20 protein-coding genes are annotated in these 20516 nt (G+C 34.5%); 11 read left to right on the forward strand and 9 right to left on the reverse strand.

The features are described from left to right. Nucleotides 1-39 precede the first annotated feature (39 nt). From murC to yfbR, 7 genes are all read left to right on the forward strand, one after another. Complete coding sequence (murC, locus tag GQ594_RS01010) at nt 40-1488, forward strand: UDP-N-acetylmuramate--L-alanine ligase (protein WP_160411076.1); 1449 nt, start codon at nt 40-42, stop codon at nt 1486-1488. Nucleotides 1489-1490: 2 nt separating this feature from the next. Beyond that, complete coding sequence (locus GQ594_RS01015) at nt 1491-2399, forward strand: D-alanine--D-alanine ligase (RefSeq protein WP_160411077.1); 909 nt, start codon at nt 1491-1493, stop codon at nt 2397-2399. 13 nt (nt 2400-2412) lie between these two features. Beyond that, nucleotides 2413-3246, forward strand: a complete 834-nt coding sequence (locus GQ594_RS01020; protein ID WP_160400614.1) for an FtsQ-type POTRA domain-containing protein — start codon at nt 2413-2415, stop codon at nt 3244-3246. A gap of 21 nt (nt 3247-3267) precedes the next feature. Next, entirely contained in the window at nt 3268-4521 is a 1254-nt protein-coding gene (gene ftsA, locus GQ594_RS01025; protein ID WP_160400615.1) for a cell division protein FtsA, read from the forward strand. 93 nt (nt 4522-4614) lie between these two features. Continuing rightward, nucleotides 4615-5742, forward strand: a complete 1128-nt coding sequence (ftsZ, locus tag GQ594_RS01030) for a cell division protein FtsZ (RefSeq protein WP_370516485.1) — start codon at nt 4615-4617, stop codon at nt 5740-5742. A gap of 67 nt (nt 5743-5809) precedes the next feature. Continuing rightward, on the forward strand, nt 5810-6724 hold the full coding sequence (lpxC, locus tag GQ594_RS01035) for a UDP-3-O-acyl-N-acetylglucosamine deacetylase (protein WP_160400617.1): 915 nt from the start codon (nt 5810-5812) through the stop codon (nt 6722-6724). Between the two features lie 83 nt (nt 6725-6807). Continuing rightward, entirely contained in the window at nt 6808-7401 is a 594-nt protein-coding gene (gene yfbR / locus GQ594_RS01040) for a 5'-deoxynucleotidase (RefSeq protein WP_160400618.1), read from the forward strand. A gap of 77 nt (nt 7402-7478) precedes the next feature. Here the strand turns inward: yfbR and GQ594_RS01045 are convergent, their stop codons facing one another. From GQ594_RS01045 to GQ594_RS01070, 6 genes are all read right to left on the reverse strand, one after another. Next, on the reverse strand, nt 7479-8150 hold the full coding sequence (locus GQ594_RS01045; protein ID WP_160400619.1) for a response regulator: 672 nt from the start codon (nt 8148-8150) through the stop codon (nt 7479-7481). After that, nucleotides 8143-9771, reverse strand: coding sequence for a DcuS/MalK family sensor histidine kinase (dcuS, locus tag GQ594_RS01050; RefSeq protein ID WP_160411078.1), 1629 nt, complete (start codon nt 9769-9771; stop codon nt 8143-8145). The genes GQ594_RS01045 and dcuS overlap by 8 nt, the downstream gene beginning before the upstream one ends. Nucleotides 9772-9889: 118 nt before the next feature. Further along, nucleotides 9890-11044 (reverse strand): NAD(P)-dependent malic enzyme, encoded by a 1155-nt coding sequence (locus GQ594_RS01055; RefSeq protein ID WP_160411079.1) that lies wholly within the window; start codon nt 11042-11044, stop codon nt 9890-9892. Between the two features lie 133 nt (nt 11045-11177). Continuing rightward, nucleotides 11178-12473, reverse strand: coding sequence for a 2-hydroxycarboxylate transporter family protein (locus GQ594_RS01060; RefSeq protein WP_160400622.1), 1296 nt, complete (start codon nt 12471-12473; stop codon nt 11178-11180). Nucleotides 12474-12752: 279 nt separating this feature from the next. Continuing rightward, nucleotides 12753-13340: a hypothetical protein gene (locus GQ594_RS01065; protein ID WP_160411080.1), complete on the reverse strand. Its 588-nt coding sequence runs from the start codon at nt 13338-13340 to the stop codon at nt 12753-12755. Between the two features lie 110 nt (nt 13341-13450). Then, the gene (locus GQ594_RS01070; RefSeq protein WP_160411081.1) at nt 13451-14155 is read right to left on the reverse strand and encodes a lipopolysaccharide core heptose(II) kinase RfaY; all 705 of its coding nucleotides are present in this window, start codon (nt 14153-14155) and stop codon (nt 13451-13453) included. A 190-nt stretch (nt 14156-14345) separates the two neighbouring features. Here GQ594_RS01070 and GQ594_RS01075 point away from each other — a divergent pair, with 190 nt between their 5' ends. Beyond that, the gene (locus GQ594_RS01075; protein ID WP_160400625.1) at nt 14346-14639 is read left to right on the forward strand and encodes a GIY-YIG nuclease family protein; all 294 of its coding nucleotides are present in this window, start codon (nt 14346-14348) and stop codon (nt 14637-14639) included. 15 nt (nt 14640-14654) lie between these two features. On the opposite strand, the gene GQ594_RS01080 is transcribed toward GQ594_RS01075, so the two are convergent. From GQ594_RS01080 to argD, 3 genes are all read right to left on the reverse strand, one after another. After that, nucleotides 14655-15641, reverse strand: a complete 987-nt coding sequence (locus GQ594_RS01080) for a serine/threonine protein kinase (RefSeq protein WP_160411265.1) — start codon at nt 15639-15641, stop codon at nt 14655-14657. 8 nt (nt 15642-15649) lie between these two features. Then, on the reverse strand, nt 15650-16261 hold the full coding sequence (gene yihA, locus GQ594_RS01085; RefSeq protein WP_160411082.1) for a ribosome biogenesis GTP-binding protein YihA/YsxC: 612 nt from the start codon (nt 16259-16261) through the stop codon (nt 15650-15652). 67 nt (nt 16262-16328) lie between these two features. Continuing rightward, nucleotides 16329-17540, reverse strand: a complete 1212-nt coding sequence (gene argD, locus GQ594_RS01090; RefSeq protein WP_160411083.1) for a bifunctional acetylornithine/succinyldiaminopimelate transaminase — start codon at nt 17538-17540, stop codon at nt 16329-16331. Between the two features lie 217 nt (nt 17541-17757). Here argD and GQ594_RS01095 point away from each other — a divergent pair, with 217 nt between their 5' ends. The 3 genes from GQ594_RS01095 to focA all read left to right on the forward strand — a co-directional run bounded on the left by GQ594_RS01095 (nt 17758) and on the right by focA (nt 20500). Next, a complete protein-coding gene (locus tag GQ594_RS01095) occupies nt 17758-18027 on the forward strand; it encodes an oxidative damage protection protein (protein ID WP_160400628.1) in 270 nt (89 codons plus the stop codon). An 8-nt stretch (nt 18028-18035) separates the two neighbouring features. Beyond that, nucleotides 18036-19106, forward strand: coding sequence for a membrane-bound lytic murein transglycosylase MltC (gene mltC / locus GQ594_RS01100; RefSeq protein ID WP_160411084.1), 1071 nt, complete (start codon nt 18036-18038; stop codon nt 19104-19106). 545 nt (nt 19107-19651) lie between these two features. Continuing rightward, entirely contained in the window at nt 19652-20500 is an 849-nt protein-coding gene (focA, locus tag GQ594_RS01105) for a formate transporter FocA (RefSeq protein ID WP_237398448.1), read from the forward strand. The last annotated feature ends 16 nt before the right edge of the window (nt 20501-20516 follow it).

A 20516-nucleotide genomic window follows, 5' to 3' on the forward strand; every position in this document is an offset into this window, starting at 1 on the left:
CAGCACACTACACAATAAAGAATGATTAGGAGTTCAATAGTGAATACAAAGGAATTAGCGAAATTAAGAGCAATTATTCCTGAAATGAAACGAGTCAAACATATCCATTTTGTGGGTATTGGTGGTGCTGGTATGGGTGGTATCGCGGAAGTTTTAGCTAATGAAGGATATGAAATTAGCGGTTCAGATATTGCTGAAAATACTGTGACTCAACATCTAGAAACGTTAGGGGCAAAAATTGTTATTGGTCATGTTGCCGAAAATGTAATTAATTCAAGTGTTGTTGTTATTTCATCTGCAATTTCGCAAGATAATATAGAAGTGATAGCTGCACGTGAGGAGCGTATACCGGTAATTCAACGAGCTGAAATGTTGGCTGAATTAATGCGTTTTCGTTATGGAATTGCTATTGCTGGTACACATGGTAAAACCACTACTACTGCAATGGTTACTGCTATCTATGCAGAAGCAAACCTTGACCCAACATTTGTTAATGGTGGTTTAGTTAAGGCTGCTGGAACTCATGCTCAATTGGGTAGCAGCCGCTATTTTATTGCTGAAGCAGATGAAAGCGATGCATCGTTTCTTCATTTGCAACCAATGGTCTCCATTATCACAAATATTGAACCAGACCATATGGATACTTATCAAGGTAGTGTTGATAATCTTAAACAAACATTTATCTCCTTTTTACGTAACCTTCCATTCTATGGGTTAGCTATTATGTGTTACGACGATCCTATTAATCGCGAATTATTACCGATTGTTGGACGTAAAATAATTACTTATGGGTTTAATGAAGAAGCAGACGTTGTTATCAAAAATTATCGTCAAGAACGGGGTGTAAGTTATTACACGGTTTGTCGTCCAAGTTATAAAGATTTACAGATTGCGCTAAATGCACCAGGTAAACATAATGCTTTAAACTCGGTAGCTGCAATTATTGCTGCAACCGAAGAAGGTATTGATGATGAATCAATTATAAATGCATTAGCTAAATTTGCGGGTACTAGTCGGCGTTTTGATTTATTGGGTGTTTTTCCTCATGTTGATGGTGGTGATATTATGATGGTTGATGATTATGGTCATCACCCTAGTGAGGTTAATGCAACTATTCAGGCTGCAAAAAACGGTTGGCCAGAACGACGACTTGTAATGTTATTTCAACCTCATCGATACACACGTACTCGTGATTTATTTGATGATTTTGCACAAGTACTTTCTCAAGTCGATGCGCTTATAATGTTAGAGGTTTATTCAGCTGGAGAACAGCCTATCGCTGGAGCAGACAGCCGATCTTTGTGCCGTTCAATACGTAATCGAGGTAAAGTTGATCCAATTTATGTTTCTGATTTAGATTTGTTGCCTGAAATCATGCAAGAAATATTACAAGGTGGTGATTTGTTAATTACACAAGGAGCAGGTAGTGTTGGTCGTATAGCGCGCCAATTAGCCGAAATTCAATTATTTTCAAAAGAGGTTCTATAAAAATGGTTGATAAAGTTGCTGTATTGTACGGTGGAACTTCTGCAGAGAGAGAAGTATCGCTTAAGTCAGGTAAAGCAGTGCATGCAGGATTATTGGCAAATGGTATTGATGCACATCTAATTGATACAAAGGAGTTTCTTGTTACCAATTTGAAGGAAGATGGATATACAAAAGCGTTTATTATTTTGCACGGACGAGGTGGGGAAGATGGCATTGTTCAGGCAATTTTGACTTACCAAAATATTCCTTATACAGGTAGTGATGTTTTATCGTCTGCACTAACAATGGATAAATTAAAAACTAAATTGGTTTGGAAATCGCTTAATTTGCCCGTTGCTGATTATGTTATGGTAGAAAAATCAAAACCAATTGATACGGATGCTATTGTTAAGCAACTTGGTTTACCATTATTTGTAAAGCCAAGTCATGAAGGTTCAAGTGTTGGTATGACTAGAGTTAATGAAGTATCTGAATTGGAATCAGCTATTAATATGGCTTTCAAATATGATAGTGTTGTGATGGTTGAGTCATTCTTAGCTGGTCCAGAATTTACCGTTGCAATTGTTGGTGATGATGTTTTACCATCAATTCATATTAAGCCTGCAACCAAATTTTATGATTATGATGCCAAATATTTATCTGATACTACACAGTATTTTTGCCCAAGTGGTTTATCAGATGATAAAGAAAAAGAAATTCGTAAATTAGCGTTAGATGCTTATAAAGCAGTCGGATGTCGTGGATGGGGAAGAGTTGATATCATGTTTAATGATAAACAAAAACCATTTTTACTTGAAGTAAATACTGCTCCAGGTATGACAGATCATAGTTTAGTGCCAATGGCGGCAAAACAATATGGTTGGTCGTTTAACGAACTTGTAGCCAAAATTTTAAATTTAGCAACTTTATAATTGGCATTATTTTATGAAACAAGTTAGACAAGCAGCGCATAGACGAGAAGATAAAAATAAAAAGCGACTGCTTATCTTTCGTAATACAGAGCAATTAATTGGTTTTTTGTTCTTTATTATGATTATTCTTATTAGTATTTGGGTAATTAAAAGCTTTAAAAATTGGATGAATGATCCTGAGCAAATGGTGTTATCACAGTTAACGTTAAGTGGTGATCATACCTATACAACAGAGGACGATCTTCGAGAAGCCATTTTAGGATTAGGCTTACCTAATACCTACATTGGACAAGACGTGAATGATATCCAACAAGAAGTAATGCGATTTCCATGGGTTAAGCAAATAAGTGTACGTAAACAATGGCCTGATAGGTTAATTGTTTATGTCGAAGAATATAAACCTGCACTTTATTGGAATGATCTATTTTTACTTGATGAAAATGGCAATGTTTTTAGCGTACCACTTGATCGTATTGCAGAATTACAACTACCAAGACTATATGGTCCTGAGGGTAAAGCAAAATCAGCGTTAGAAATTTATTCTAAATTAGAAAATCTTTCTAAGAAATTAGCAACTAATCAGTTAGCATTACATATTAAAGTAGCTATAACCGACGAACGCAATGCATGGCAATTAATGGTTGAACAGTGTGTATCTGGTTTTTGCCTTGAAAATCAGGAAATAAAATTATTGTTAGGTAATGAAAATATTGAACAACGGTATCAACAATTTATTAAATTATTTCCAGAAATTCAATCAAGAATTCCAGAAAATGAAAGAATAATGGTCGCTGATTTACGTTATGAAAATGGTATTTCAGTACAAAGAGAAAAAATGGTGCAGTAAGGAATAAATTAAGGCTGAAGTATGAAAGCAACGGAAAAAAAATTGGTCGTTGGGCTAGAAGTGGGTACATCCAAAGTGCTTGCCCTTGTTGGTGAAATTCTTCCTGATGGTATTGTTAACATTATTGGTGTAGGACATTGTCCATCAAAAGGAGTTGATAAAGGTGGAGTAAACGATCTAGAGTCTGTCGTAAAATCCATCCAACGAGCAGTAGAACAAGCAGAATTAATGGCTGATTGTCAAATATCTTCAGTATATTTAAGTCTCTCTGGAAAACATATTCGCTGTCAAAATGAAATAGGTATGGTACCAATAGCTGATGAGGAAGTGACAGCCGAAGATGTTGAAAATGTTGTTCACACAGCAAAATCGGTCCGAATTTTAGATGAGCATCGTATTTTACATGTTATTGCACAAGAATATTCTATTGATTTACAAGAAGGCATCAAAAATCCTATTGGTTTATCTGGTGTGAGAATGAAGGCCAAAGTTCATTTGGTTACCTGTCATAATGATATGGCTAGAAATATTGTTAAAGCCGTTGAACGTTGTGGATTGAAAGTTGATCAACTTATTTTTTCTGGTTTGGCCTCTAGCTATGCAGTTTTAACGGATGATGAAAAAGAATTAGGTGTTTGTGTGATTGATATAGGCGGTGGTACAATGGATGTAACTGTCTATACTGATGGTGCTTTACGTCATTCTGTTGTTATTCCTTATGCTGGCAATGTTGTTACTAGTGATATTGCCTATGCTTTTGGTGCACCACCAATGGATGCTGAAAATATTAAAATTCGTTATGGATGTGCTGTAGGTTCATTAATTGGTAAAGATGAAGTCATTGATGTTCCAAGCGTTGGCGGTAGGCCATCTCGTTCTTTACAGCGACAAACTCTTGCAGATGTTATAGAACCCCGTTATTCAGAATTGCTTTCACTAGTACAAAAAGAGTTACTTACATTGCAAGAAGAGCTTAAAAAACAGAATATCAAATATCAATTAGCCGCAGGTATTGTGTTAACAGGCGGAGCGTCTCAAATAAAGGGAATGGTAGAATGCGCTGAAAAAGTTTTTCAAAATCAAGTGCGTATTGGGCAACCATTAAATATATCAGGGTTAACTGATTATGTACAAAAACCGTATTGTTCAACAACCATCGGGTTATTACACTATGGAAAACAAAGTTTATTAAATGATGATTCAAAGGATAGTAATAAATCATCATTAAAAGGGATAGCTAAACGATTGACCGGTTGGTTTAAAAAAGAATTTTAGCTAATATATTTCAAGAACTTCATGGACATTGTAGACGATTATCTGTACAATGTCATAAGATCGTAAATTTGGAGATAAGTTATGTTTGAGCCTATGGTTGCAGACGATGAACCAGCAGCAGTCATTAAAGTTATTGGTGTCGGTGGTGGCGGTGGTAATGCCGTCGAACATATGATTGCCGAGCATATTGAAGGTGTCGAATTTTTTGCGGCAAATACAGATGCGCAGGCATTAAAAAGAATTAAGGTGGGTCAAACTATCCAAATCGGTACTAATGTAACTAAAGGACTTGGTGCAGGAGCTAATCCAGAAGTCGGTAGAAACTCTGCTGAAGAAGATCGTGAGGTTATCCGTAGTGCTATTGAAGGTGCGGATATGGTCTTTATTGCCGCTGGTATGGGTGGAGGTACAGGAACGGGAGCTGCCCCTGTAGTTGCAGAAATAGCAAAAGAGTTAGGTATCCTAACTGTTGCTGTTGTCACTAAACCTTTTGGCTTTGAAGGCAAAAAACGTATGGCTTTTGCTGAACAAGGTATTGCTGAATTAGCAAAACATGTTGATTCACTGATAACTATTCCGAATGACAAACTATTAAAAGTATTAGGTCGAGGAGTTAAATTACTTGATGCTTTTGCAGCGGCTAATGGTGTTTTAAAAGGTGCTGTGCAAGGTATAGCCGAGCTTATTACTAAACCTGGTCATATAAATGTAGACTTTGCTGACGTAAGAACAGTGATGTCTGAAATGGGATATGCTATGATGGGTTCTGGTCGAGCTAGTGGTGATAATCGAGCGGAAGAAGCTGCTGAAATGGCAATTTCTAGTCCTTTACTTGAAGATATTGATTTATCTGGAGCTCGAGGTGTATTGGTAAATGTAACAGCAGGATTAGATCTCGGCTTAGAAGAGTTTGAAACAGTGGGTAGTACAGTTCGGGCATTTGCTTCTGATAATGCGACTGTTGTTGTTGGCACAACCTTTGATCCCGATATGTCGGATGAAATTCGAGTTACTGTGGTTGCAACGGGTATTGGTATGGATAAACGTTCAGAAGTTAAAATGTCTAAACCGATGCCTCGTAATGATTTATTTGCTCAAAATAACACGTTAGGACAACAAGAAGATAAATTAGCTAAAGTTGTTAATGAACCAACAACTTCATCTATTGAAGATAACAGAATTTTAGATATTCCTGCTTTCATTCGTAAGCAAGCAAATTAAAGTTGAACTTATTTGATTTTTTATTGTCAAAGTTAAAGAGTACAACAAGTAAAAAAGTAGGTGCAAAGTGAAACAAAGAACCTTAAAAAAGACTATTCAAGCAACTGGTGTTGGTTTACATACCGGCAAGAAAGTTAGTTTGACATTACGTCCTGCGCCTGAGAATACAGGTATTATTTACCGCCGTACTGATTTAAATCCATATGTTGATTTTCCAGTGGATGCAAAATCTGTACGCGATACAATGCTTTGTACTTGTTTAGTAAACGAAGATAATGTTCGTATCTCAACAGTCGAACATATTAATTCTGCTTTAGCAGGACTTGGTATAGATAATATTATTATTGAAGTTAATGCACCTGAAATTCCAATAATGGATGGTAGCGCTAGTCCCTTTGTTTATTTATTACTTGATGCAGGCATTGCTGAACAAAATGCACTAAAAAGGTTTTTACGTGTAAAAGAGACTGTTCGAGTTGAAAATGGCGATAAATGGGCTGAAGTAAGGCCTTATAGTGGTTTTAGATTAGATTTTACTATTGATTTCCATCATCCTGCTATTGATAGCAGTTCGCAGCGTTATCAATTAGATTTTTCATCTGAATCATTTATTCGTCAAATTAGCCGGGCAAGAACGTTTGGTTTTATGCGCGATATTGAAGCGTTGCAATCCAAAGGTTTATGTTTAGGTGGTAGTTTAGATTGCGCAATTGTTGTTGATGATTATAAAGTGCTTAATGAAGATGGTTTGCGTTTTGATGACGAGTTTGTACGTCACAAAATGCTTGATACTATTGGTGATTTATATATGAGCGGTCATAATATGATTGGCGAAGTAGTTTGTTATAAATCAGGTCATGCACTAAACAACCAATTATTGCAGGCATTGTTAGCTAAACAAAGTGCATGGGAATATGTGACATTTACAGAAGAACAAACAGTACCGCTAGCGTTGGGTACTAAGCAGCTTATTCTAGCGTAAAGTCGTAAGAAATATTACTATATATTATAGACGCTCCTATTTTTAATGGGGGCGTTTTTATTTTATATTAAAGAGATAATAACATGAATAATAGTCATTTTTTTGCTCATTTATCGCGATTAAAGCTTATTAACCGTTGGCCTCTAATGCGAAATATAAGAACGGAAAATGTATCAGAACATAGCTTACAAGTAGCTTTTGTTGCACATGCTTTAGCTATAATTAAAAATAAAAAATTTAATGGTGATGTAAATCCAGAACGAATTGCATTGTTAGCAATGTATCATGATGTTTCAGAAGTTATTACTGGCGATTTACCAACACCCACAAAATACTACAACCCACAAATTACTGTTGAATATAAAAAAATTGAAAAAATAGCTCAACATAAACTCATTAATATGCTTCCAAAAGATCTTCAAGATGATTTTAGAACACTAATCGATGATGATTTTTATAACGAAACAGAAAAAAGTATTGTAAAACAGGCTGATGCATTATGTGCCTATCTTAAAACGATTGAAGAATTGAGTGCTGGTAATAATGAATTTAAATTGGCAGAACAACGCTTAAAAAAGACGTTATCTGAACGTAATAGTCCAGAAATGAACTATTTTTTAGATGTTTTTCTTCCTAGTTTTAGCTTGTCATTAGATGAAATTACAATGGATAAATAAATTACTTAGTTTTATAGTATTATTACAAATAATTAATTAGTTAATTTTCTTATATGTGATGAGTATAGACGGATTTATTACTTATGATAAATATAACGTTTAACAGGTCGACCTATTGATAAATAGGCCAAATGGCTTTCAAGCTCACCTAGCTCTTCTAGGTAATCCAAGTATTTTTTAAGAGATATTCTCGATAACGAAATTAATTCTACAATGTCACTCATTGAAAATTCATTATTATATTTAATAATCGCCTCTCGAACATTTTGCAATGTTTGATTATCAATACCTTTTGGTAACCTTTTGTTGTGGCAAACAGGTTTTGCAAAAATTCGGTCATCAAGTTGATGTTGATTTAAAATTTTGGATGATGATAATAAGCGTATACGTTCTTTATAAGAAATTAATGCCATGCGTAATCGTTCAAAAGTAAAAGGTTTTACAATATAATCAATGACACCTAAGCGTAAAGCCGCTTGAATTTCACTTGTTTTACAGGCCGCAGTTACCATAATAATATCAATTTTTGGATAACTGATACGAATATGTTGTAATAGCTCTAGTCCATTGAGTTTTGGCATAAATACATCTAGCAAAATTAAATCAATATGATTATCGTGTATAAAATGCAGTGCCTGTTCACCGTTATTGACATTGGCGATTAAATTAAAGCCAGGAACCATTTGTAGGTATTTTTTATTTAATTCTGTCACCATAGGATCATCTTCAACTATTAAAACATCAACCATGAATTTTTTTCTCCCTATAGATTTCTTTAATTGGCAATAATACTTTAAAACACGTTCCTTTTTTATTGCTTAAGTCACATAATTCAATATGCCCATTGAGTTCATCGATACTTGCTAGAACCAAATACAGTCCAATACCTCGATTATCGCCTTTAGTTGAATAACCTTTTTGAAATATACGTTGCGTATCTTCTTCTGAAATACCTTCGCCATTATCATTGATTTCAATGTTAAACGTATCATTATTAATTTGTAAATTAACATTGATTTGTTTTTCTTCTAAAAATTGTACGGCATCTAAACTATTATCAATTAAATTACCTAAAATGGTAATTAAACTATGAGTGACAGATGTATCTGAAATCGGTGATAATATACCATTAATGTTAAAATTTAAATAAACACCTAATTCTCGGGCTCGGCTAAATTTACTATTTAGAAAACCAGAAATGATTGGATCTTTAATTGCTTGAGTGACAAGTTTTGATTCAGCTTGCTGGTTACCAATAATCTCTTCAAGATAATCAATTAATTCTTGTTTGTTATTATTAAACGCTAAACCATAAATAACATGTAATTTATTATTAAATTCGTGTGATTGAGAACGCAATGCATCAGCATAACGGTTTACACCGGTTAAGTTTTCAGCTAATTGTCGTATTTCGGTCATATCCCTAAAAGAGGCAATAGCACCAACTAATGCACCATTGACAAATAATGGAGCTCTATTTGTTAAAATAACAACACCATTAATGTTTTGTTCGCAATCATATTCGGCTAAGCCTGATTGCATGACTTCGTGTAAACGAGTATTTGGAATAATATCTGCAATTTGTGTACCTATAATATCGGATTTACAACTAGTAATCCGTAATATTCGTTTTGCCTCATTATTAATCTGGGTAATTGAACCATCACGATTAATTACTACAATGCCTTCTTTAACGGTTCTAATAATAGCATCGCGCTCTTCAAATAGTTGGGCCATTTCGCTTGGCTCAAGTCCATATAAAATTTTCTTAATATTGCGTGATAATAATAGGGCTAAAATAGAAGAAACACTTAACGAAGCCAATAATGAAAACCAGATGGATTGACTGGTTCTTGATGCTAAATGATCGATCTTTTTTAGTGTTTGTCCAACTAGTACTGCGCCAATTTGTTGATGATCGCTATTGAAAATAGGACTAAATGCTCGTATAGAATTGCCAAGTGTTCCTTCGGCTATTGATGTATAAGATTCTCCTTTTAATACTTTACCTTCATCGCCACCAACAATAAGCTGTCCAATTTTATTTTTATCAGGATGTGACAGTCGCACTCCTTGCATATTAAATACAACGACAAAATCAACCTGCGTTAGTTTTCGTATTTGTTCAGTATCATGTTGGATAAAAGATAAGCTCTGAGGAGAGGGGGATTGTATATTCTTTATTATATTATCCGTTGATGAAATAATATTAGCAATATTTTCAACATGTTGGCGAGAAGTCTGTAAATATTCATTATTAACAAAATGAATAATATAAATATTTTCAGCTATGGACGATAATGTAAAAACTAAAAAAAATAAACTGATAAGCTTAAATTTAAGTGTTAACCGATTAAAAAGATATCTCATTTAGTCACTTTTCGAAAACAGTTATTGTTTACTTATATTAATGTACTAAAGGTAAAACCTGCTAATCAATTATTGAATTAACAGGTTATATTAAAATCTAATTAGCCAAATAATATGCTTATTTGGCAGCATTTTTAACGCTTTCAGCGACAACTTTAGCTACATTGGGTTCAAAAGCATTAGGTAATATATATTCTACTGATAATTTGTCATCAGTTACAATACTAGCTAATCCTTTGGCTGCAGCTAATTGCATCTCTAATGTGATATTTTTAGCTCTAGCATCCAACGCACCTCTAAAAATTCCAGGGAATGCTAAGACATTATTAATTTGGTTTGGATAATCACTACGCCCTGTACCGACAATATAAGCGCCAGCAGCTTTAGCTTCTTCTGGGAAGATTTCAGGTATTGGATTGGCCATTGCAAAAATAATAGATTTTTCTGCCATAGTTTTAACCCATTTTGGATTTAATACTTTTGGTGCTGAAACACCAATAAATACATCAGCACCTTTGAGCGCATCTTCTAATGTTCCTTTTTGCTTTTCGCGATTGGTTCTTTTGGCCATAGCTAAGTGATGCGGTGGTAATGACTCATCATCTTCAGATAAAATACCAATTTTATCAACCACTTTTAGATTGGTTACTCCTGCGGCTAATAACATATCAGCGATAGCTAAACCTGCAGCTCCACCACCGTTGACAACAATTTTAGCTGACTCAATTTTTTTATTTGCGACTTTTAATGCATTGTATAATGCGGCTAAAACAACAATTGCTGTGCCATGTTGGTCGTCATGAAATACTGGAATATCTAGTATTTCTTGCAAACGTTTTTCTATTTCAAAACATCTTGGAGCGCTAATATCCTCAAGATTAATGCCTCCAAACGAAGGGGCTAATGCAGCAATATGGCTAACAAGTTCATCAGGATCTTGTGTATTGAGCGATAGTGGAATTGCATCTACATTAGCAAATTGCTTAAATAATATTGCTTTTCCTTCCATTACAGGGATGGCGGCCTCTGGGCCTATATTACCAAGTCCTAATACTGCTGAACCATCAGTGATAACAGCGACTAAATTACGTTTACTGGTATATTCATATACAGATTCAGGATTTTCCGATATTTCTGTACACACCGCTGCCACGCCAGGCGTATACGCAACACTCAGATCGGCCATTGAATTTACTGGTACCTTTGAATGAATTTCTAATTTTCCATGCATTTGTTTGCTAATTGCTAATGCTTTTTCTTGAACTGTAGTCATAATTGTTACCTTCAAATTATGTTTATGAAATATTGTATTTATAAATATTATATTTACTGTTTTATGCTGCTATATTTATAACTCATTGATTGTTGTTATATTACCCTCTAAATTGTAGAAAGCTTTTTCCTTATTACATATGTAAATAACGTAATAATGCTGTGGTACAAATAACCATTAATGCACCACCTAATCGTGTTGCGACCTGTGCAAAAGGCATTAGGTTCATTCGATTTGCTGTGGAAAGTATTGCAACATCGCCAGTTCCCCCCATACCACTTTGACATGAAGATATAATAGACGCTTCAACCGGGTACATCTTTAAGAAAAAGCTACAAACAAAGCCTGTCATCGAAACAGTAAATACCACCGAAATAATGGTAATAAAGTAAGGAATAGTTAACACATTAACAACACTACCTAAGTCAATATACAATAAACCTAGACCAGCCATAAGTGGAAAAGTAAAATTACCTGAGATAAATTTATACCATTGCTGACTACCGCGTTCTACGCTTTCTGGTAATAAACGAAAATATTTAACAACGGCGGTTGCAATAATCATAAGTACAGGCCCTGGAAAATGGGTAATCTTTTCTAAAATCATACCAAAAATAAATAAAGTAGCTAAAATCATCACTGCGCCACTCATGGCCCTTGCATCTAATGGAGTTTTATCTTCTTTTAAAGCATCAGCTAAACCATCAAATTCAATTTGAACTAATTGTCCATGACCACTTAAGTGTGGTTTAATTTCACCAATTCGACTCATAATAGCTGTAAAGGTAATGGCAAAAAAGTTGCCCACAACAGTTGCAGGAATTAATGCGCTAACAAATGAATCATAATTTTGATTAAGGATGTTGCTATAAGCATTAGAGAGTTGTAAAACACCTTCTCCAATGCCTCCAGCCATAACCGGTGACACAGTATAGAAAAATGCATGCTCCCAAGTATCACCAAAAGCTACAGCAACCGAAACGCCCACCAATGCGGCTAAGCACATACCAAGAAACATTGGAATCATCATCCGAATAAAACCTTGTATTAAAATGACACGATGCATACCTAAAATACTACCGCAAACTAAGCTAGCGATATAAAAGAGTAGAAAATTAGAGTCTTTCATTAGCATTTTGGTTGCTGTTAACGTATTTTCATCAAAAACACCATAATAAACTAACAAAGAAGGAACGATGAGTGATAATATTGCTGGAGCACCAAATTTTTTAAAAAATGGAATATTTTGTCCTACTGTCCCTAAAAACCAGCCTAATGGTAAAATAACAGCAAAACCACCAATTAAGGTTTTGGGAAGCATATCTAATTGAGCGGCGATAATAACGATGATTGAACAAACAATGAAAATGGGTAAAGGTAAGGAACCTACATAAAATTTGTTTTCTTTTATTTCCTGCATCATGCTCATAATATACCTCTTATACTACTAATTGGGTTTTAACTATATAATTAGTATAGTTATAGATGCAGAAATCAGAAGATTAAGAAAGTTATATAACTATTTTTGTAATTAATGTAAGTTATTAAGCAAATGGAATGGTATAAATTAAAATGCAGCATAATTTTGTTGAATTTTTTAAAACATCATAAACATTTTAGTCATTCAAATTTTTTTCATCCTTCTAAATAGTAGCATCAAAAAAATAGATTAAAACATATGTATTACTTAAAATTGCTTTATGCTCAACTATTGGCGTAATAAGCATTCTTGGATTTTATCAACTTCTTTATTGAGTGACTCAATAACTAAGTTAGGGTGGGATCTTTCAAGTGTTTTTACATTTTCAAATCCATCATTGGCGACTGAACCAGTATATTGTTGAGCTTGTTTAATATTACTAAATAAATAACGAATATCATGTTGGTTACGTGTTGCAGTTAAAGTATAGCTAACAAAATATTTAGCATGATATTGGTAGTCAACGACAGCATTAGCAACAACATGATTACCTTCAACTAATTTAATTGTATCGCCACCATTAACCGTAATGGTTTGTTGGTTAGGTCTATTCCAATATGGCCACCATTGTGAGCCTAATGCATTTTCGCTGCTTAACACAACGGGGCTGTTATCCAGTTCTTGTGCAATACATAATGACAAAGATGAATGAAGCGTAGTAATTGGTCGTGACGTACTATATTTATTTAATATATCGATGTTTGACGAATTTTTAGTAATTTCAACGCCTTCTGTTTGGTAAATTGACTCCATTTTTTGAGATGTACAGCCAGTTAGAATAGTTAAAACAGCACAATAACCAATTAATTTTTTCATATTACATCCTTTTTAAGCCTGATTAATTTTATCTTTTACTAATTGCTCAGTTGGTGTTTAAAAAATGACGAATATCAATTTAACCAGAGTTATCCTTAATAGGAATATCGTTAATCTTCTTTACCGCGGATCTTACGAGATAACCGTTTAAATCCATGAGTAAACTTCTTAATTGCCATTGCCAAAAAAGGAACCTTAATTTTGATACCAAAACGTTCTTGCGATTCAATCGCATCATTGGCCTTGGTTAACCAAATAAAACCAGAGTTAGTTAAATCTATAGCTTTAATTTTTCCATCTGGTGTTAAAATAAAATTACCACCATGCACATCATTAGATACTAAATTATAGCTATGCAGTTTTTCAAGACAGTTTTTGACTTGCTCTCCATACTCTCTCATCTCTTCCCTTTTTAGGGAGCGACCTTCAATAAAATTAAATATCATATAATGACGTTTGGTTCTCTTATCGAAAGCAACCAAATAAAGTTCATAAGCAATATCACATTTATCAAGTGATATTTTTGCCAGTTTACGAATTAAATTAAAATAAAAATCGCCAGTTATTTTGGCAATAAGTTTGCGTTCTAAACGGTGCTCAACCCCACCATCAATTTTAAAAATAAATTTGGTTTGATTGTGATTGATTAAATAAGTATATCGTTCTAATTTATCGCTTGGGTCGAGCAATTCATGATGCCCTTCTTCAGCCAAAAATTGGTCAAACAGGTCTAGATAATTTATTTCATCATTTTGTACATAAGCGAACTTCATATCTCCACGTTCGACTTCAATAATTTTTGCAAAATTGTTCAAATTTTATTATCCCAAAGTACATCAAAAAAAGTGGGTTTATCTTAAACATTATCAGCATTAAAGTAAATGAAACAGTAATGGTTAACAAGGTAGTATCGTTAAATAATATCGCTATAAAATTGAAAATACTGATTAGACAATAAAAATGATATTATGATGAAATTATTCGCTTTATATCTTTTGGCTATTTATGTCTAATAAAACGCCTAAATGGTTTTTATATATTATCAGAACAGCAAATCAATCGTTATACACTGGCATTACCACGGATGTTGCTAGGCGTTTACAACAACATCAAAATGGTAAAGGTGCTAAATGTTTAAAAGGGCATAGGGATTTGACAATTGTGTATCAAGTCTTGATTGGAGACAAATCGCTAGCACTCAAGCTTGAGTATCAAATAAAACAATTTTCTAAACCCAAAAAAGAAGCATTAGTCAAAAGTCGCCCCATTTTTGATGAATTATTAAAATTAATCAATTAATCATATTGTTAATACTTACATTATTGACATTAATTTTATCGATGGTGCTTTGATTGCTTCAATTTGCTGCTTAAATTCCGATAATTGTTGTCGCCAAAAGTCTTCATCTGTTATCCACGGAAAAGCGATAGGAAAAGCCGGGTCTTGCCAGCGGGCAATAATCCATGCTAAATGGTGCACCATTCTCATCGCTCTTAATGGCTCAATTAAACTCAGCTGATCTATATCAAAGTCAAAAAAATCTTGGTACATCTCAATTAGCATATCTAACTGTATACGTTGTTCGTGTTGATTGCCATAAAGCAGCATCCACAAATCTTGAATAGCGGGGCCATTACGGGCATCATCAAAATCAACAAACGTTGCACCATCTCGCCATAAAATATTACCTGCATGGTAATCAGCATGTAGACGGATAGGTTGCCAATCATTATGCCAATCGTGTTCAACGGTTTTAATTAATTGCGCTAAAATTGTTTTCAGATCAGATTGTACTTTTTGGGGAATAAAATGACACGATAATATTATTTCTTGGGGATAATAAAGATATTCTTCTAATCCGATAGTTGGTCGATGTAAAAAGGGCTTGCTTGCACCAATTTGATGAATACGCCCAAGCAACATTGCAACTGATTCCATCTGCTCCAGATTATCTACTTCGTATTGTCGCCCACCAACACTAGGAAATAGGGCAAATCGGTAGCCTTCATGTTCATGTAGCGTGGTATTGTTAATTGTCAAAGGGACAACAACAGGAATCTCAGCATCAGCTAATTGTTTAGTAAACTGGTGTTCTTCAATAATTTGCTCATTACTCCAACGATAAGGTCGATAAAATTTTACAACATAACGAATGCGATCCTCATCATGGAATTGATAAACTCGGTTCTCATAACTATTTAAAGCAGTCAGACCTGAATCAATACGAATGCCGATTGACAACAAACTCTCAAAAATTAACTCGGGCGATAAAGCATGGAATGAAAAAGCAGCATTATCAATTACAGGCTTCATTGTTGGCTAAACCATTCATCTAACTTTTGTTTTAAAGGCTCTAAACCCATACGTTTAGGCGATGAAAAAGGAGCCACAGTAATATCACCTTGAAAAGGTAAAATGGCTTCTTTAACCATGTTAACTTGTTTTTTTTGTGCACCAGAAGCTAATTTATCGGCCTTTGTGAGTAGTAACATAACAGGAATATCTACTGAAACCGCCCATTCAATCATTTGTTGATCTAAGTCTTTTAAAGGATGTCTTATATCCATTAATACAACCAAACCTTTTAAGCTTTCACGTTTTTGAAGATATTCTCCTAATGATTTTTGCCATTTGCGTTTTATTGCCTCGGGAACTTGTGCATAGCCATAACCGGGCAAATCAACTAAGCGACAATTTTCTTCCACTTGAAATAAATTGATTAATTGTGTTCTTCCCGGTGTTTTACTGGTTCTTGCTAATGCCTTTTGATTGGTCAATGTATTCAGTGCACTAGATTTGCCAGCATTAGATCTGCCAGCAAAGGCAACTTCAACCCCATTATCGCTCGGTAAATGAGAAATATCAGGTGCACTTAAAATAAAATGTGTTTTTGCGTAATTTAATGGTCGAATATTTGTCATAAAAAGTATCCTTTAAGCACATTAACTGTGCTTAATTGATTAAAATGTCGTTACTGTATAGAAAAACTCAACTATTGACAACTTTTTCAACCGCTTTTGTTAATCGCTTCATGCCTTCTTCAATTTCGTCTTCGGATATTATCAACGACGGAGTAAACCGCAATACATTTGGGCCGGCATTTAAAATCATCACCTTAAATTCAGTAGCAACATTTAAAAGCTCTCGGGCTTTATTATGAAACTCAGGTTGTAACTCAGCACCTAGCAGCAACCCTTTACCGCGATATTCCCGAAACAACTTAAATTTATCATTAATTTCTTCTAGTTTTTCAATAAAAATAGCGCGTCGCTTTTGCACACCCTCAAGCACTTCGGCAGAATTAATGATATCGAAAGCCTCACAAGCTACAGCACAGGCAAGAGGATTGCCACCGTAAGTAGTGCCATGCACGCCAGGGTGCATAACTGAAGCAATGTCATTTGTGGTTAACATTGCACTAATTGGAACCCCCCCCCCCAAAGCTTTAGCCGAGGTCAAAATATCAGGCATGACACCATATTGTTGATAAGTATATAAACTGCCTGTTCTACCCATTCCGCATTGCACCTCATCAAATACCAATAAGGCTTTATATTCATCACAAAGCTCACGCACACCTTGCAAAAATTCAGGCGTTGCTGAGGTTAACCCACCTTCACCTTGAACCGGCTCTAACACAACAGCACAAGTATGGTCATCGATTACCGCTTTAACAGCATCAAGATCATTAAAAGGAACGTGAATAATATCAGCAGGTTTGGGACCAAAACCATCAGAATATTTGGCTTGCCCACCCACTGAAACCGTAAAAAATGTACGACCATGGAACGACTGATAAAAGGCAATAATTTTAGTTTTATAAGGACTGTGTTTTTGGATAGCATAATATCGAGCCAGTTTAAATGCCGCTTCATTTGCTTCAGCTCCTGAATTAGCAAAAAAAACGCGATCAGCAAAGGTATTATCAATCAATTTTTGCGCCAAATTTAAAGCTGGCTCATTAGTAAACACATTACTAACATGCCACAGTTTTTCGCTTTGTTCTTGCAAAGCTTTCACTAATCGTGGATGACAATGACCAAGCGCATTAACTGCAATACCACCCGCAAAATCAATATATTCTTCACCATGCTGGTCCCAAACACGACTACCTTGACCTTTAACAGGAATAAATTGAGCTGGTGCATAAACAGGTAAAATAACTTGATCAAAAAGTTCACGAGTGATTTTTGCTGGCATTGTTTAATCCTTATTTATTTTTAATGATAATTTCATGTTATTTTAAGCAAATTAACCGCAGTGTAAAGTAAATAATTATTCATTTATTTTAAATTAATATTCACTTGTAAAAGTAATTTCAATTTGCAAACTTATTCGATAATTTTCTTCTTATCTCTAATTATTTTCAGGTATAATCAGCACCTGTTCGTTAATTGTACTTAAAAAAGAGATAAAAATGAGTCGTGTTATTTATTGCCATTATTTAAAAAAAGAAGCGGATGGTTTAGATTTCCAGCTTTATCCTGGGGAGCTTGGCAAACGTATTTTTAATGAAATATCAAAACAAGCATGGCAGGAGTGGCTTAAAAAGCAAACGATGTTAATTAACGAAAATAAATTGAATATGATGAATCCTGAACACCGCAAAAAAATTGAAATAGAAATGGTCAAATTTTTATTTGAAGGTGAAGATATTGTTATTGATGGATATAAACCTCAACATTGAGATAAAAAATGAAAAACAATAAAAAACTCATTGCATTAATTATTGCAGTCAGCCTGTTAGCGGGCTGCCCAAGCCGCAATTCGCACAAAGAAGATGAAGATTATTACGTCAAAGATACCAACGCATTCAATATCTTAATTAGCCAATATGCTAACAACATCGAACAAATTTGGGGGCCTAAAGAAGTGCTTATTGCTGGTCCTAAAGATTATGTTCAATATGAAGATAACCTAAAAACCCGTGTCCATATTAATTTTGTTTCAGGTATTATAACCATTGAAACCATGGCTGAATCACCAATAGAAAATTTAAAAGAAGCAATTGTTTCAACATTGCTTATGTCAGAACCAGTAGACATTATACGTCATGACAAAATCAGCCAAGACTTATCTAAAGACCCATTTTTATACAATCAGGTACTCGACCAAGAGCTCCAACCAATCCGCTGGAGCGGTCGAGCCAACAGCTTTGCTGATTATGTTCTTGCCAACAACCTAAAAATTCGCACCTCTGGTCCACATAAAATTGCCTATGTCGAAATTAAACTTGTTCCTAACCACATAAATCAGCGTGCAAAAAAATTCTTACCACTGGTTACTGAAGCATCAAACCGCTATTTTATTGATGAACGCTTAATACTTGCCATTATGGAAGTTGAATCCGCATTCAACCCTTATGCGGTTAGCCGCACTGATGCACTTGGACTAATGCAAGTACAACAACATACGGCAGGGCGTGATATTTTTAAATTACGAGGTAAATCAGGCGAACCAAGTCGAAAGTTTTTGCTAGATCCTCGTAACAATGTTGATATGGGTACAGCGTACCTATCATTATTAAAAACAAAATACTTAGCAGGAATTAACAACCCTATTTCGCTAAGATACGCTATGATTACCTCATATAACGGCGGGGTAGGTAGCGTGTTGCGTACGTTTTCAAACGATCGCAACGAAGCTATTAACATTATCAACTCAATGACACCGCAGCAAGTATATCGAAAGCTTGTGACTTCGCATGTTGCGCAAGAATCACGTAATTATTTAGTGAAAGTAAGTCGAATTTTAGATAACAAATAAATGGCATATAAATACCCCACTTTTTATACTTTATGGAAAGTGGGGTGTTTTTTTAAATAAAAAATAATATGATCTCATTAAAAAACAGCAAAAAACCTCAATAAAATCAATATTTTTTGATCGATTTTTAGTGATAATTGCATTGCTTTTTAATAAAAAAGCAATTTACAAAAAACACTTAAAGCTTGGATTGTCAGGGAATTCACTTTAATTCCCTAACTCAAACTTGGTCACTGTTGTTATTTTATTTCCCCAAAGCAAAGCATCCAAAACCACCGCACCAATCCATTCTATTCGCCAACAAAAAAGCGGTTATTTTCCACAAAAAAATCGGTCAGGAAAGGTATTGATTTTATTGAGTTTTTTATTTGATGTTTTTTTATAAAAACAAATATTTGCTTTAAAAGCTCTGTTATCGGTAATTACTTAAATAAACAATAAATTTTTACTTTTAGCGTTTTTTTTAATAAAAAAAACGTGATCTGCTTCAAATTTTGAGTATACTATGCGTCTCATAAAACCCTAGTTTTTTTGAGGATGTTAGTTTGAGTACTGATAAACTTGTGGATTCCTATTCCCCCGCACAAATGACACAAATTGCCGAAGACATTGGCAACTACAAAGTAAATAAACACCCATGTAGCACAATTTTATCTGCAATTCTTGCTGGTGTTTTTATCTCTATTGCTTTTGTTTTTTATATTACCGTTACAACTGGCACTGCAACCGTTGCGTTTGGTTTAGCCAAATTAGTTGGTGGTATCTGCTTTTCATTAGGATTAATGTTAGTTGTTTGTTGTGGCGCTGATCTTTTTACTTCAACAGTATTGACTATCTTACCAAGAATGACGCATAGAGTAAGTTGGTTAAAAATGTTCCGTAATTGGATTTTAGTCTATGTTGGTAACTTTATTGGTGCTATACTGTTTGTAACGATTATTTGGATGTCAGGTCAGTATATGGTAGCTAACGGGCAGTGGGGATTGAATGTATTGCAAACTGCTGATCATAAGTTGCATCATACTTTTATTGAAGCTGTATTCCTTGGTTTTTTAGCTAACTTAATGGTTTGTTTGGCTGCATGGTTAAGTTATGCTGGTCGTAGCTTACTTGATAAGATGTTAATCATGGTTCTTCCTGTCGCTATGTTTGTTGCTAGTGGATTTGAGCATAGCATTGCAAATATGTTTATGATCCCGATGGGTATTGTGATTAATAATTTTGCTTCCCCTGAATTTTGGCAAGCTGTTGGCGTAGCGCCAGATACATTTAAATCACTAACTGTTGAACATTTTATATTTAACAATTTAATTCCAGTTACAATCGGGAATATTTTAGGTGGTTTAGCAGTTGCGCTACCTTATTGGGCTTTATATTTACGTAAGCCACATTGATTTTATAATATTTGCC

The sequence above is a fragment of the Gilliamella sp. Pra-s52 genome (genome assembly GCF_009795805.1).
Taxonomy (GTDB): domain Bacteria; phylum Pseudomonadota; class Gammaproteobacteria; order Enterobacterales; family Orbaceae; genus Gilliamella.